The 14,294-nt window shown below is 70.3% G+C and carries 14 protein-coding genes; 7 read left to right on the forward strand and 7 right to left on the reverse strand.

Annotated features, from left to right (window positions below; genetic code table 11):
• Positions 1 to 201 precede the first annotated feature (201 nt).
• The 4 genes from ACQGNW_RS03115 to ttcA form a co-directional block, all read right to left on the reverse strand.
• On the reverse strand, positions 202 to 972 hold the full coding sequence (locus ACQGNW_RS03115) for a M48 family metallopeptidase (protein ID WP_426661616.1): 771 nt from the start codon (positions 970 to 972) through the stop codon (positions 202 to 204).
• A gap of 130 nt (positions 973 to 1,102) precedes the next feature.
• A complete protein-coding gene (locus ACQGNW_RS03120) occupies positions 1,103 to 2,020 on the reverse strand; it encodes a recombination-associated protein RdgC (RefSeq protein WP_426661617.1) in 918 nt (305 codons plus the stop codon).
• 66 nt (positions 2,021 to 2,086) lie between these two features.
• Positions 2,087 to 3,289, reverse strand: coding sequence for an amino acid aminotransferase (locus tag ACQGNW_RS03125; protein WP_426661618.1), 1,203 nt, complete (start codon positions 3,287 to 3,289; stop codon positions 2,087 to 2,089).
• 62 nt (positions 3,290 to 3,351) lie between these two features.
• The gene (gene ttcA / locus ACQGNW_RS03130; protein WP_426661619.1) at positions 3,352 to 4,182 is read right to left on the reverse strand and encodes a tRNA 2-thiocytidine(32) synthetase TtcA; all 831 of its coding nucleotides are present in this window, start codon (positions 4,180 to 4,182) and stop codon (positions 3,352 to 3,354) included.
• A 101-nt stretch (positions 4,183 to 4,283) separates the two neighbouring features.
• On the opposite strand from ttcA, the gene ACQGNW_RS03135 reads away from it, so the two are divergent.
• On the forward strand, positions 4,284 to 4,490 hold the full coding sequence (locus tag ACQGNW_RS03135) for a YdcH family protein (protein WP_426661620.1): 207 nt from the start codon (positions 4,284 to 4,286) through the stop codon (positions 4,488 to 4,490).
• A 98-nt stretch (positions 4,491 to 4,588) separates the two neighbouring features.
• Here ACQGNW_RS03135 and pssA read toward each other — a convergent pair whose 3' ends face one another.
• The 3 genes from pssA to ACQGNW_RS03150 all read right to left on the reverse strand — a co-directional run bounded on the left by pssA (position 4,589) and on the right by ACQGNW_RS03150 (position 9,853).
• Complete coding sequence (pssA, locus tag ACQGNW_RS03140; RefSeq protein ID WP_426661621.1) at positions 4,589 to 5,983, reverse strand: CDP-diacylglycerol--serine O-phosphatidyltransferase; 1,395 nt, start codon at positions 5,981 to 5,983, stop codon at positions 4,589 to 4,591.
• Between the two features lie 224 nt (positions 5,984 to 6,207).
• Positions 6,208 to 6,612: a DUF4156 domain-containing protein gene (locus ACQGNW_RS03145; RefSeq protein ID WP_426661622.1), complete on the reverse strand. Its 405-nt coding sequence runs from the start codon at positions 6,610 to 6,612 to the stop codon at positions 6,208 to 6,210.
• 370 nt (positions 6,613 to 6,982) lie between these two features.
• The gene (locus tag ACQGNW_RS03150; RefSeq protein WP_426661623.1) at positions 6,983 to 9,853 is read right to left on the reverse strand and encodes a M16 family metallopeptidase; all 2,871 of its coding nucleotides are present in this window, start codon (positions 9,851 to 9,853) and stop codon (positions 6,983 to 6,985) included.
• Positions 9,854 to 10,114: 261 nt separating this feature from the next.
• On the opposite strand from ACQGNW_RS03150, the gene ACQGNW_RS03155 reads away from it, so the two are divergent.
• From ACQGNW_RS03155 to ACQGNW_RS03180, 6 genes are all read left to right on the forward strand, one after another.
• Positions 10,115 to 10,318: a hypothetical protein gene (locus tag ACQGNW_RS03155; protein WP_426661624.1), complete on the forward strand. Its 204-nt coding sequence runs from the start codon at positions 10,115 to 10,117 to the stop codon at positions 10,316 to 10,318.
• Positions 10,319 to 10,348: 30 nt separating this feature from the next.
• A complete protein-coding gene (locus tag ACQGNW_RS03160) occupies positions 10,349 to 10,537 on the forward strand; it encodes a hypothetical protein (protein WP_426661625.1) in 189 nt (62 codons plus the stop codon).
• Positions 10,538 to 10,585: 48 nt separating this feature from the next.
• Positions 10,586 to 11,053 (forward strand): tRNA (cytidine(34)-2'-O)-methyltransferase, encoded by a 468-nt coding sequence (locus tag ACQGNW_RS03165; RefSeq protein WP_426661626.1) that lies wholly within the window; start codon positions 10,586 to 10,588, stop codon positions 11,051 to 11,053.
• 62 nt (positions 11,054 to 11,115) lie between these two features.
• On the forward strand, positions 11,116 to 11,778 hold the full coding sequence (locus tag ACQGNW_RS03170) for a ubiquinone biosynthesis accessory factor UbiJ (protein WP_426661627.1): 663 nt from the start codon (positions 11,116 to 11,118) through the stop codon (positions 11,776 to 11,778).
• Positions 11,775 to 13,430: a ubiquinone biosynthesis regulatory protein kinase UbiB gene (gene ubiB, locus ACQGNW_RS03175; RefSeq protein WP_426661628.1), complete on the forward strand. Its 1,656-nt coding sequence runs from the start codon at positions 11,775 to 11,777 to the stop codon at positions 13,428 to 13,430. Before ACQGNW_RS03170 ends, ubiB begins: the two co-directional genes overlap by 4 nt.
• 75 nt (positions 13,431 to 13,505) lie before the next feature.
• Entirely contained in the window at positions 13,506 to 14,240 is a 735-nt protein-coding gene (locus ACQGNW_RS03180; protein WP_426661629.1) for a pseudouridine synthase, read from the forward strand.
• Positions 14,241 to 14,294 lie beyond the last annotated feature (54 nt).

The following is a 14,294-nucleotide window of genomic DNA, read 5'->3' on the forward strand; positions in this document are numbered from 1 at the left end:
GGTGGCTAACACCACCCCCCTGGAACGCGCGGCCGGGGCCCCCGGGGGGGGGGGGTTGCCTAACGTTTTCATCTGGGTGTATGCGTGGGGGGGGTATGTGTGAAGGTGGGGGTTTGCGGGTGCTAGGCCCAAATTGGCTCATCGCACCTGAATACGCGGGGTGCGACAGCGACTAATTGCGCTGTCCCACCGGCGATCGCTTCAATCCGCCACGTCCGCCACCAGCCTATCCAGCTCCGCCTTCAGCGTGGCGCCGTTGACGCGCAGCCAATCGCGCTGCTCGCGCCAGTCGGGCAGCAGGCCCTCGACCTGTGCCCAGAAGCGCGGCGCGTGGCTGCGCACGCGGAGGTGGCAGAGCTCGTGCACCAGCACGTAGCGCAGCGCGGCGGGTGGCGCCAGCGCCAGCGCGAGGTCGAGGTTGATGCGGTCGCGGGTGTCGAGGCTGCCCCACAAGCTCTTCATCGGCCGCACCTTGAGCGCGGTGGGCGCTAGGCCCAGTTGCGGCACGTAGAACGCGAGCCAGCGCGACACGTCGCGGCGGATCAGCGATTCGAAGTGCGAGGCCAGCAGGCCGCGCGCCACCGGCAGGGCCCGGGTGTGCGGGCGCGGGATCACCAGGGTGAGGCCGTCGGCGTGCGCCTCGATCTTCGGATAGGCGCCCTCGGTCCAGTCCAGCGTTGCCGTCTCGCCGCGCAGCGGCAACGTCGTGGCATGGCCCACGCGCAGCGGCGGCAGCGGCTTCACGATCAGGTTCAGCTCGTCGAGCTTCTGTTCCAGCCAGTCGGCGTGGTGGCGCAGGAAGGCGCTGACCTGGGCCGGGTGGGTGCCGTCGGGATAGGTCACCCGCGCGCCCTTGGGCGTGACGGTGAGGCGCAGGCGCCGCGCACGCGGATGCGCGGCCTTGAGCACGCGGATGGTGTTGCCGCCTGCGGTCGCCAGTTCCAGCCAGTCGCCTTCGAGATGCTGCGCCATGATCCTGCTGCCTGCACATCCGGGGCGGCGCAAGGATCGGCGCGCCCGGACGGACAGTATGTGGGGAGAACCGCGTCCCGGCGCAAGGGCCGCGGGTCATGGGCCCGCCAGGCCACGCCTGGCGCCAATCTCAACCGTCGCTGGGACGTGGCAGGCCGAACCATTCCTCCAGTTTGGCCAGCAGGCGCTCCAGTTCCAGGGTGAGCAGGGCGAAGCCGGCGTCGGCCTCGGCCTGGGCGTCCTCGTGGCTGTCGCCCATCTCGTCCATCACCACGTCGAGGAACTTCAGCTTGCGCACGATCAGGTCCTCGCCCAGCACGAAGCTCATGCGGTCGTCGAACACCAGGCCGAGCTGGAACACCTGCTTGCCGTTGCGCAGGTGCTCCTTCACCTCTTCCGCATCGAGATCCTGACGGCGGCACTTGGCGATCGCGCCGGTGGCGGTGGCGGGGTCGCGCAGTTCCACCTCGTCGCCGAACGCGAGGCCGGCGGGCAGCGTGCCGTTGGCGAGCCAGTCGGTCATCAGCACGCGCGGACCCTCCTCCGGCGCCAGCGGCACGGCGGGGAAGCTGCCCAGCGCCTCGCGGATCTGGCTGAGCGCGTTCTCGGCCGACTTGCGGCTGGAGGTGTCCAGCACCAGCCAGCCGTGTTTCGTGTCCACGTAGGCGGACATCCGCGAGCTGCGCACGAACGCACGCGGCAGCAACTCGGTGAGCAGATCCTCCTTGAGGCGCTTGCGCTCGCGCCCGCCCACCTTGCGGCCTTCCTCCTCGGCGATCTTGCGCACCTTGCGCTGCAGCTCGTCGTTGACCACCGCTGCAGGCAGCAGCTTGTCCTCGCCGCCCACGGTGAGCCAGGTGCAGTGCTTCACCGCGTGGGTGAGCGGCGCCTCGTCACCGCGGCCCACCGGCGGCACGAAGCCCTTGGTGAACATCTCCAGCGGGCCGCAGGGGCGCAGCCGGTGTTCGCCGAGCGCTTCATCGAGGCGCTTGAGGTCGTCGGCGACGGCGGGGGAAAAGCGGAACAGGGTGAGGTTGCGGAAGAACATTGGATATCCATGCAGATGCGAAGGCCGCCCAGCGGCGGCCTTCGCGGGAACGACGAGGCGACGGGATCAGGCGCAGACGGCGGCGACGGCGCGCGTCACGTAGTCGATATTGCCGGTGTTGAGCGCAGCCACGCAAATGCGCCCGCTGGAGAGCGCATAGATCGCGAACTCCTCGCGCAGGCGATCCACCTGCGCCTTGCTCAGGCCCGAGTAGGAGAACATGCCGGCCTGCCTGTTGATGAAGCCGAAGTCCGGCGCGCCCAGCGCGGCGAGCTTGTCCACGAAGGCCGCACGCATCGCATGGATGCGGCCGCGCATCTCGCCCAGCTCCCGCTCCCACAGCGCGCGCAGCTTGGCGCTCTCCAGCACGCCGGCCACCAGCTTGCCGCCGTGCGTGGCGGGGCTGGAATAGTTGGCGCGGATGGTGGTCTTGATGTTCGACAGCAGGCGCGCGGCCTCGTCGCGGTCGGCGCCGACGAAGCTCAGCGCGCCCACGCGCTCGCCGTACAGCGAGAACGACTTGGAATACGAGTTCGCCACCACGAAGGCGGGGATGCCCGAGTTCGCCAGCAGACGCACCGCGAGGGCGTCGTCGACGGGATTCTTGTCGAAGCCCTGGTAGGCCATGTCCACGAAGGGCAGCAGGCCGCGGTCCTTCAGCAGCGTCACCACCTGCGCCCACTGCGCGGCGTCCAGGTCCACGCCGGTGGGGTTGTGGCAGCAGGCGTGCAGCAGCACCACGGTGCCCGGCTCCAGCCGGCCGAGGTCTTCCAGCATGCCGGCGAAGTCGAGGCCGTGGCTGGCGTCGTCGTAGTAGCGGTAGTCGACCAGCTGGAAGCCGGCGGTGCGGAACACCACGTGGTGGTTGCCCCAGCTGGGGTTGCTGATCGCCAGCTTCGCGTCCGCACCCAGCACCTTCCTGAGCAGGTCCGCGCCCACGCGCAGCGCGCCGCTGCCGCCGATGGTCTGCGCGGTGGCCACGCGGCCTGCTTCGAGGATGGCCGCGCCTTCGCCGAACAGCAGGTTCTGCGTGGCACGGTTGTACGCGGGCAGGCCGTCGATCGGCAGGTAGCTGCGCGGCTGGTCGTCGCGCGCAAGCGCCTGCTCCACCTGGCGCACCGCATGCAGCACCGGCACCTTGCCCTGCTCGTCCACGTAGATGCCCACGCCAAGGTTCACCTTCTCCTTGCGCGGATCGGCGAGGTAGGCCTCGGTGAGGCCGAGGATCGGGTCGCCCGGAGCCATTTCAACGGAAGCAAAGATGGACACGTAATTCCTCGCTCATCTACCTATGGAAGTATGGACGTCCAAACGGACGGACGCCCATGATCTCAGATTTCGCCGCCGGCCGCCCGCCCGGGCGCATCCAACCCTTCGAAATCGAACAGCCTGCGGTCGGCCAGCTGCGACGGCGCCACGTTGCCCAGCGCGCGGAACATCGTCTCGCTGCGGCCGGGGTGCTCGCGCTCCCACTCGTCCAGCATGCGGCGCACCTGCCTGCGCTGCAGGTTCTCCTGCGAGCCGCACAGGTTGCACGGAATGATCGGAAATTCCCTCAGAGCAGCGTATGCAGCGATCTCGCTCTCGCGGCAGTAGGCCAGCGGGCGGATCACCACATGGCGGCCGTCGTCCGAGCGCAGCTTGGGCGGCATCGCCTTCAGGCTGGCCTGGTGGAACAGGTTGAGGAAGAACGTGGCGAGGATGTCGTCGCGGTGGTGGCCCAGCGCGATCTTGGTGATGCCGTTCGACGCCGCCCAGGTGTACAGCGCGCCGCGGCGCAGTCGTGAACACAGGCTGCACATGGTCTTGCCCGCGGGGATCACCCGGGTGACCGTGCTGTAGGTGTCCTGCTCGATGATGTGGAACGGCACGCCGCGCGATTTCAGGTACTCCGGCAGCACATGCTCGGGGAAGCCCGGCTGCTTCTGGTCCAGGTTCACCGCGATCAGCTCGAAGCGTACCGGCGCCTTGGCCTGCAGTTGCAGCAGGACGTCCAGCAGCGTGTAGGAATCCTTGCCGCCGGACAGGCACACCATCACCTTGTCGCCCTCCTCGACCATGCGGAAATCCGTGATCGCCCTGCCGACCTGGTGGCGCAGGCGCGCTCCGAGGCGCTCGACCTCGGCGGCAGGCGTGGAAACGGCTTCGGGCAGCGCGGACATGGCGGAAGTCGGGACGGCGGGGCGGCCATTGTACCCGTCCGCTCCGCCCGCTTCCGGCAGCGCTACACTACGGGGCACCGTCCGCACCGCCGCGCACCGCCATGCAGGTTCAGGATCACGCCGAAACCGCCCAGCTGCTCGCCGAGCTGCGGCAGGAGCATCGCGACCTCGACGCCGCGATCAACCAGCTGGCCAGCGCGATCGGCCGCGACGAGCTGCAGCTCACCCGGCTGAAGAAGCGCAAGCTGCTGCTGAAGGACCACATCGCACGGTTGGAAAGCAAGCTGATCCCGGATCTCGACGCCTAGGATGCCCCGGGCGGCCCCGGCGCCAACGCACGCAGGCCACGGAACCGTCGTCGACGGTCGGGCCGGCTGCCTGTCGATGCGGCGGGCCGACGACGGGCCTACAGCAGCCGGTTGACCAGCCGGTCCAGCCGCACCCGGCTCAGCCTGCGCAGCAAGCGCCGCACTTCGGCCGGGTAGCGCCGGGGGCTTTCCAGCGCGTGGTAGTCGGCCAGCCGCGTGGCGTGCCGGCGCAGCGCCGCCCACTCCGCCTCGTGCATCGCGTGCAGGCAGTGCGCGGGATCGCGCAGCAGCAGTCCGTTCTCCAGATCCAGCGCCCACGCTCGCGGGTTGAGGTTGTGGCCGGTGAGCAAGGCTGCATCGTCGTCCACGAGCAGGCCCTTCAAGTGGTAGCTGTTGTCGCCGTCGCGCCACAGCCACAGGTTCAGCTGGCCGCTGGCAAGCTGGCGCGCGTGCGCGCGGGCGAAGCGGCGCAGGTTGTTCTCGTACAGGTAGGGCAGCAGGCCGATCGTGGTGAACGGCTGCTCCGGCGGGATATAGAAATCGTTGGCGGTCTTGTCGCCCACCATGATGTCGATGCGGCAACCGCGCCGCAGCGCCATGCCGACCGCCACGCGCACCGAACGCGGCAGGTTGAAGTACGGCGTGAGCAGGATCACCCGCTCGCGCGCCTGCTGCAGTAGCGCCAGTAGGGCGTCGTTGAGCGCGTTGTCGTTGCGGCCGAGGCCCAGCAGCGGCGTCACCGCCACTTCGCCGGCCTGCGGCGTCTCGTGCGGCACCGCGTAGGCGGCGGATTGCAGCGCCTGGCGCAGCTCGCGGATCGCCGGCAGCAGCGCGCGGGTGGCCGGCGCCCCGGGCGTGTCCAGCCTCGGCACGGCGGCGTTGTCGGCGAAATGCCGCTCGACGAAGCCGGCCAGCGCATCGGCGAGGCCGCGATGGCGCAGCAGATGGTAGCGGTCCAGCCGGTAGCGGCCATGCCGCGCGAGATAGACGTCATTGAGGCTGGCGCCGGTGTACAGCACCGTGTCGTCGATCACCCAGCCCTTCAGGTGCAGCACGCCCAGCAGTTCGCGGCCCTGCACCGGCACGCCGCGGATCTCCACGCCGTCGCCCAGCCGGCGCGCGAACTCGCGGTACATGGCCGCGTTGCCTTCGCTGTGCTGCCGGCCGATCAGGCCGCGGCGGGCACGGTGCCAGTCCACGTACACCGTGACGCGCAACGCCGGATGCCGCGCCTTCGCCGCGTACAAAGCGTCGAGCACCTCGCGACCGCTGTCATCGTCCTGCAGGTACAGCGCCACGATCACGATGCGCTGCCGGGCTTCGCCGACCAGTTGCAGCAGGGTCCGGCGGAATTCGTCCGGCCCGGAGAGCGCCGTGATCGCCCCGGCCGGCACGGCGAAGGCGGTTTGCCGATTCGCAGGTGCCACGGCGCCACGGTGCCGCGGCAGGAGGCGGCGGGCGAGGCGACCCGGGGCGTTCATCAGGCGATTCATGGCCGCGCATGATGGCAAACCCGGTGCGCGCTTGCCTACCGCCGTACGGCGGCGCGGCGCCTCACCCGGCGTGCGGCCGGCGGCAGCCGTGTGCACGGCCGGCCGGCACACGGCCCGGCCGGCCCCGATGGGCCGCGGGACATCCGCGAGCCCGCCGCCTTGCACACAGACGCGAAGGGCGCCGCGCGGCGCCCTTCGTGCCTCGTGCGACTGCGTGCCGAGACTCAGCCGCCCTTGATCGGGAAGGTCTGCGTGGCGCCGCTGGACGCGGGTGCGGCGGGATTGCCCCGCGTGACACCGGGCGTCGCCGGGCGCGAGCCGCACTGGTAGGCGCCCCAGGGCTGCGCGCCGTCCTTGGGTTCAGCCAGCGGCTTGATGGTGTCGGCGTGCATGGTGGCGGCCTCGTTGCGCGCCATCACCTGCAGTTCGTCGCGCACCTTGATGTCGTTGCGGTTCACCGGACCCACGTGGTCCATCACCGAGACGGTGATCTTGCCCAGGTCGCGGCAACCGGAGACGTCGCCGTTCCACGCCGTGCGCACGTTCTGCGACGCCGGGGTGGGATTGATGCCCCACGTGCAGGCGCCCAGCAGCAGGGTGGGGACGAGCAGCAGCACGGTCTTGCGCATGGACGACTCCGGATCGCGTGGGGAACGGCCGGGCGGCAGGGCGCCCTGCCGCCATGCTAACGCGCGGCGCGCGGTCGCGTCCCGCATGGCGCGGCGCCCGTTCATGATCCTGGCAGCGGCGCGCCGGGAACCGTTTGCAAGCCGGCCAGGGAGGCACCCGGAAACGGACGTCCATCCACGACCGGCTGATGGCGCGCGGATGCGGGCAGGCAAGCCCGCCCCCGGGAATCTGACGGCGCAGGGGTTGCCGTGCCGCAGCCGCCATGCGGCAACGCGCGGCCTGGCCGGCCAAGCAGGCCCTGTGCGGTGCGCCGCCTGCCGACGACCACCGCGAGGCGACGCGGGCCAGACGGAGAACGCGGGCCGGCTCCTACTTCGCCACCGGCTTGCCGTCGGCGTCGAGCACCTGCACCTCGCCGAGGTTCAGCGCGCGCACCGGCGCCTCGATCTGCTTGAGGTCGCCCACGATCACCCACGTCATCGCGGCGGGCCGCACGATCTGCCTGATCGCCGCCTCGGCCTCGGCCGGAGTGACCGCCTCCAGCCTCGGCTTCAGCGTCTGCACGTAGTCGTCGGGGCGGCCGTACTCGACGATGCCGTTCATCGCGCCCAGCACCGCGGAGGTGGTCTCGTAGCTGCCCGGCAGCGCGCGGATGCGCTGGTCCTTGATCTTGGCGATCTCGGCGGCGGTCAGCGGCCTGTCGCCGATCACCGCGCGTGCCTCCTTCAGCACTTCCGCGGCGGACGGTGCGGTCTTGTCGGTCTGCACCGGCGCGTAGAACAGCATCGGGCGCTGGCCCTGGGCATCCATCAGGAAGCTCTGCGCGCCGTAGGCCCAGCGCTTGTTCTCGCGCAGGTTCATGTTGAGGCGCGAGGTGAAGGTGCCGCCGAACGCGCCGTTCGCCACCTGGATGGCGAGGTTGTCCGGCGCGCGCGTGGACGGCGCGAGCAGGCCCGCCATGATCAGCGATTGCGGCGCGTCGGGCCGGTCGATCAGGAACACGCGCGGCCTGGCCTGCGCAGCCACCGTGGCGATGTTCTTGTGCGGGATCGCCCCGGCCGGCGCCCGCCAGTCGCCGAACACGGCGTTCAGCTCGGGGATGATCCGGTCCAGCGTGGTGTCGCCGGCCACGAGGATCTTCACGTTGTCCGGGCGCAGCCAATCGTGCTGGAACGCGCGCAGGTCGGCGGCGGTGAGCGCCTTGATGCTGGCCTCGGTACCGCTGCCGGTGAACGGAATGCCGTAGGCGTGATCCGCGCCGTACAGCAGTGGCGGCAGGGTGCGCAGCGCGAGGCCCACCGGCTGCGTCTTCTCCTGCGCGATGTCGGCCAGCCACTGGCCGCGCACGCGCTCGATGTCCGCTGGCTTGAACGCCGGATCGCGCACGATGTCGGCGAACAGCGCCAGCGAGGGCTGCAGGCGGTCGTTCAGCGCGTTGAGCGAGGCGCTGCAGCTGTCCAGCCCGCAGCCGACGCTGGTGATCGCCCCCAGCCGCTGGCGCGCCTCGGCCACGGCCACCGAATCCATCCGGGTGGTGCTCTCGTTCATCAGCCGTGCGGTGAAGTTCGCGGTGCCGAGCTTGCGGCCCTGGTCGGCGGCGTAGCCTGCATCGAACAGCAGCTGCACCTGGGTCACCGGAATGGTGTGGCGCCGGGCGAGGATCACCTCGATGCCGTTGCCGAGCCTGCCGCGCTCGAGCTTCGGGAAGCTCAGCGGCGGGAACGCGTCGACCTGCGGCACGCCCTGGTCGCGATCCACCGTGCTCCTGGTGACGGCGTATTGGTGTGCCGTCGGCAGCTTCGGCTGCGGGCGACCGGCGGCGGCGCCCAGCGGCTTCACCGCCTTGTCCTCGGCCGCGGGGTCGAAGCCCTTGCCGGCGGGCAGCACGGTGAGCAGGTAGTCGCCCCTGCTCAGCCAGTGGTCGGCCGCGGCCTTGACGCTGGCCGGCGTGGCCGCGTCGGCGCGCGCGAGGTCGAGCCTGTAGGCGCCGGGGTTGCCGCGATAGACCTGCCCCTCGGCGAGGATCACGGCCTTGCCGCCGAAGCCGCCCACCTTCTCCAGCCCGCGCACGAACTGGGCGCGGTTGCCGATCCTGGCGCGATCGAGCTCGTCGGCGGTGGGGCCGCCGGCGAGGAACTTCTTCAGCTCGTCGGCGATGGCCGCTTCCACCTTGGCCGGCTCCACGCCCTGCTTCACGTCGGCCTGGATCTGGAACTGGCTGGCCAGCGCGAACGGCGCGATGCTGGCGGAGACATCGTCCGCCAGCTTGTCCTGGTACACGAGGCGCTGGTACAGCCGCGAGGTCTTGCCGCCGCCCAGTACCGTCGAGGCGAGGTCGAGCTGGATCGCGGCGTCGCTGCCCAGCTGCGGCACCACCCAGGTGCGGTAGATGCGCGGCTGTGCCACGTGGTCATGCTGCACGCCGCGCGTGGACTTCGCCAGCGGAGTGATCCACGGCTGCTGGTGCGCCACCGGCTTGCCGGCGGGGATGTCGCCGAAGTACTTCCGCGCCTTCGCGCGCGCCTCGGCCACCGTGATGTCGCCGGCCAGCACCAGGGTGGTGTTGGCGGCGCCGTAGTTGGCGTGGAACCAGTGCTTCACGTCGTCCAGCGAGGCCGCGTTCAAGTCGGCCATCGAGCCGATGGTGTCGTGCTGGTAGGGGTGGTTGGCGGGGTAGGTGTTGGCGAGGATGTTCTCGTCCACACGGCCGTAGGGGCGGTTCTCGCCCTGGCGCTTCTCGTTCTGCACCACGCCGCGCTGGGTGTCGAGCTCCTTCTGGCCGATCGCGCCGAGCAGGTGGCCCATGCGGTCGGATTCCATCCACAGCGCCATGTCCAGCGCGGTGGTGGGTACCGTCTCGAAATAGTTGGTGCGGTCGAACCAGGTGGTGCCGTTCATGTCGGTGGCGCCGGCCAGTTCGAACGGCTGGAAGTAGGTGCCCTTGTGGTGCTCCGAGCCGGAGAACATCAGGTGCTCGAACAGGTGGGCGAAGCCGGTCTTGCCCTTCGGCTCGTCGGCCGAACCGATGTGGTACCAGATGCTCACCGCCACCACCGGCGCCTTGTGGTCCTCGTGCACGATCACGGTGAGGCCGTTCGGCAGGGTGAAGCGGGTGTAGGCGATCTCCGGCACGCCTTGCGCGGCCGGCGCACTCTTCGCGGCCATGGCCACGTCCGGCGCCGTGCCGCCGGCGACGCTCATCAGGCCCGCGATCAGCAGGGCGAGTGGCTTGCTTCCCATCGTGTTGCTCCTTTTCGGCTCGGGTGCCGCCCGAGGCTAGAGGAGATCGCAAGTTCTTGACAGTGACGAACGGCAGGACCCCGCCAGTCGTCCGGGCAGCTGTCCGATTGGCCTGTCCGGCTGTCCGCGGACAACCGGGCGGCCCGGGCGCCCTGCCAAAAAATTCTATATATGTCAGTGTCTTGAAACGATTCTGCGACTTGGCACACGGATTGCTCTGCAATACGTGCAGGAACTACCCACCCTTGTCGGAGACACCCCATGAAATACGAGAACCTGATGCTGAGCGGCCTGTTCGTCGTCTGCCTGCTGGTCTGCACCCTGGTACTGGGCGCGATGCTGAAGGCCGCCCCGTCCTCGGTGCAGCTGGCCGCCACCGGCAGCGTCGGCAATGCCCTGCTGGCCGCGCCCGTGCAGTGCGCCCTGCCGGCCGACGGCGTGATCTGCCCGCGCCTGCCGGGCTGATCCTCCCGACCCGCTCAACGGAGTATCGCCATGAAACACGAAACCCTGATGCTGAGCGGCCTGTTCGCCGCCTGCCTGCTGGTCTGCACCCTGGTGCTGGGCTCGATGCTGAGCACCAGCCCGGCCCCGTCGCAGACGGCCGCCTCCCGTACACTGGCGGTTTCGACCAGCCTGTGCGCGGTGCCGGGTGGCGTGCGCTGCCCGCTGCCGCGCGGCTGATCGCAGGCAAGTTGGCTCGTGCGCCATTGCGCACGCGATAATCGCCGGATGCTGCACGTCATCCTGTTCCGCCCCGAAATTCCGCCGAACACCGGCAACGTCATCCGCCTGTGCGCCAACACCGGCGCCGCGCTGCACCTGATCCGCCCGCTCGGCTTCGCGCTCGATGACGCGCGCCTGCGCCGTGCGGGCCTGGACTACCACGAGTACGCCAGCGTGCAGGTACACGACGACCTCGACGACTGTCTCGCAACCATCGGCCGGCCGCGCGTGTATGCGTTCACCACCCGCGGCCGCACGCGCCACGTCGATGCCCGCTACGCCCACGGCGACGCGCTGCTGTTCGGCTGCGAAACCGCCGGCCTGCCCGCCGAGGTCGTGAACGCCATTCCCGATGCGCAGCGCATGCGCCTGCCGATGCGGCCTGACAGCCGCAGCCTCAATCTTTCCAACGCCGTCGCGGTGGCCGTGTACGAAGCCTGGCGGCAACTCGGCTTCGACGGCGCGATCACCTGAGTCTTGCACGCCGCGCGCCGCCTTGCACGCGTCCGCACGCATCCGCCCGTTACAATCGCGGCATGACCGCCCCCACACCCAACGCCTGGCTGCCCACGCCACTGCGCAAGCTGGCCGGACGCGCGCTGGAAGCCGCGCTGAACCACACGCTGTCGCTCGATCCCGACACGCAGCACAAGCTCGCCGCCCTGAACGGCCGCCGCGTGCTGCTGCACCTGCGCGGACCGGAGCTGGCGCTGGCCGTACAGGTGGTCGACGCGCACCTCAAGGTCGGCCCACCCGATCCGGGCGAAGCCGGCAGCAGCTCGCTGCACGTGGCCGCCACGCCCGGCAGCCTGCTGGCGATGGCGCTGCGCCGCGGCGACGACGGCGTGGCGCCCGGCAAGGTGGAGATCGCCGGCGATGCCGAGCTCGCGCGGCGGCTGGAAAAGCTCGCCACGCAATTCGCGCCGGACTTCGAGGAGGCGTTCGCGCGCAGCTTCGGCGACGTGCTGGGCGTGCCGATCGCGCGCGCCGTGCGCAAGGCGCTCGCGCACGCGAAGGAAACCGCCGGCCATCTCGCCGAGGACGGTGCCGCCTGGCTGCGCGACGAGTCGCGGCTCGCACTGGCGCCCGGCGAGGCGGAAGCCTTCCTCGACGGCGTGGACGCGCTGCGCGAACGCGGCGAGCGGCTGGAAGCGCGCCTCGCGCGGCTGGAAGCACGCCTGAAAGGAAAGTCCGCGTGACCCCGCTTGCCGTCGTACCGCGCCTGCTGCGCGTGGCCGTGGTGCTGCTGCGTTACCGGCTCGACGAGCTGGTCGACGCTGCCCACCTGTTCCGCCCGCTGAAGCTGCTGCGCCCGCTGCTGGGCCGGCCCGTCGTCGACGTGCGCCCGCTGGCGCGCGGCGTGCGGCTGCGCCTCGCGCTCACCGAGCTGGGTCCCATCTTCGTCAAGGCCGGCCAGGTGCTCTCCACGCGCCGCGACCTGGTGCCCGCGGACATCGCCGACGAATTGGCGCTGCTGCAGGACCAGGTGCCGCCCTTTCCCGGCATCGAGGCCAAGGCCATCGTGGAGGCCGAGCTGAAGGCGCCGGTGAACCGGCTCTATGCCCATTTCGACGAGACGCCGCTGGCCTCCGCCTCGATCGCCCAAGTGCACGCTGCGGAACTCCCCGACGGCCGCGCCGTGGTGGTGAAGGTGCTGCGCCCCGGCATCGACGCCAAGATCGCGCGCGACGTCCGCCTGCTGCATTCGCTGGGCCTGCTCGCGCAGCGCTGGCATCCGAACGCCGACAAGATCCGCCCGCTCGACGTGGTCGCCGAGGTGGAGAAGATGCTAGAGCATGAGCTGGACCTGCAGCGCGAAGGCGCCAGCGCCAGCCTGCTGCGGCGCAATTTCGCCAGCGGCGTGGATCTCTACGTGCCCGAGGTGCACTGGGACCTGACTTCGCAACGCGTGTTGACGCTGGAACGCGTGCACGGCATCAGCAGCGACGACATCGCCGCGATCGACGCCGCCGGCATCGATCGCAAGGCGCTGGCCGCGAAGGGCGTGCGGGTGTTCTACGAGCAGGTGTTCCGCGACAACTTCTTCCACGCCGACGCCCACCCCGGCAACATCTGGGTCGACCCCACGCGCCCCACCGAACCGCGCTTCATCGCGCTGGACTTCGGCATCATGGGCTCGCTGCCCGAGGCCGACCAGTACTGGCTGGCGCAGAATTTCATCGCGCTGTTCGAGCGCGACTACGCGCGCATCGCCAGGCTGCACGTGGATGCGGGCTGGATGCCGTCAACCGTGCGGCTGGACGAGCTGGAGGCGGCCGTGCGCACGGTGTGCGAACCCTACTTCACCCGCCCGCTGTCGCAGATCTCGCTGGCCGAACTGGTGGTGAAGCTGTTCCAGACCGCACGCCGCTTCGAGCTGACCCTGCAGCCGCAGCTGATCCTGCTGCAGAAGACCCTGCTCAACATCGAAGGCGTGGGCCGGCTGCTCGATCCGGACATCGACATCTGGGCGGTGGCGCATCCGGTGCTGAAGCGCATCCTGCGCGAGCGCTACAGCCCGCTGCGCACGCTGCGCGAGGTGCGCAGGCGCCTTCCCGAATGGTTCCACCTCGCCCCGCGCCTGCCTGAACTGGTGCACGACTCGCTCGAGCGCATCGCCCACGGCGAGCACCGCCTGCTCGCCGACGTGGATACGCTCAGCCATCAGCGCCAGCTGCTGCGCCGGCTGCTGCGCATGATCGCGGGCAGCATGCTTGGCGCCACCCTGATGCTCTGCGCCACCCTGCTGTGGGCGCTGGCGCCCCAGCACGGACCATGGCTGCCGCTGGGCATGGCCGTGGCGGGGTTGCTCGGCTTCGCCTGGGGTTGGTCGCAAAGCAGCCGGTCGTAGGAGCACCCTGTGCGCGAGCGCTCTGCGCCCTGATCCCGGCACAAGACCACCTCGCACAGGCTGCGGTCCTACCCCATGCCCATCGACATCCTCTACCAGGACGACGCCCTGATCGCGGTGAACAAACCCGCGGGCCTGCCCGTGCACCGCTCGGCGATGGTGAACGACGCCGAACGCTATCTGGTGGACGTGCTGCGCGAGCAAGTGGGCGGCAATGTCCATCCCGCGCACCGGCTCGACCGCGCCACCAGCGGCGTGCTGCTGGTGGCGCGCAGCGGCGAGATCGCCGCCGCACTGGGCGAGCAGTTCATGGGGCGCGACGTGCACAAGCAGTATCTCGTGGTGGTGCGCGGCTGGCCGGAACCGGCCGGGGGCACGATCGACTACCCGCTGCCCGGTGCGCGCGAGACCGGCCCTCGCCGCGAGGCACGCACCCGCTACCGCCGTCTCGCCACGACGGAGGTGCCGATCGCGCTGGGCCGCTATCCACAGCAGCGCTATGCGCTGCTGCTGGCCGAACCGGAGAGCGGCCGCTTCCGCCAGATCCGCAAGCATCTCGCACACATCCACCACCCGGTGATCGGCGACTGCCAGCACGGTCGCGGCGACCACAACCGCCTCTACAAGCAGCATTTCGCCTGCCATCGCATGCTGCTGCACGCATGGCGGCTGGATTTCCGGCATCCTGCAACGGGCGAGGCGATGACGCTGCAGGCGCCGCTGGATGGCGAGTACACCGCGCTGCTGGAACGCTTCGGCTGGACGCTGCCGGGGGATGAGCCGGACGGCCCTCCGCGCTGTCAGCGCTGAACCCGGCTACGCGGCCGCAATGCAGGTAGCGGCCGGGACGGCCGCATGACGGGC

Origin of the sequence: Rhodanobacter aciditrophus (genome assembly GCF_050026795.1) — a bacterium.
GTDB lineage: Bacteria > Pseudomonadota > Gammaproteobacteria > Xanthomonadales > Rhodanobacteraceae > Rhodanobacter_A.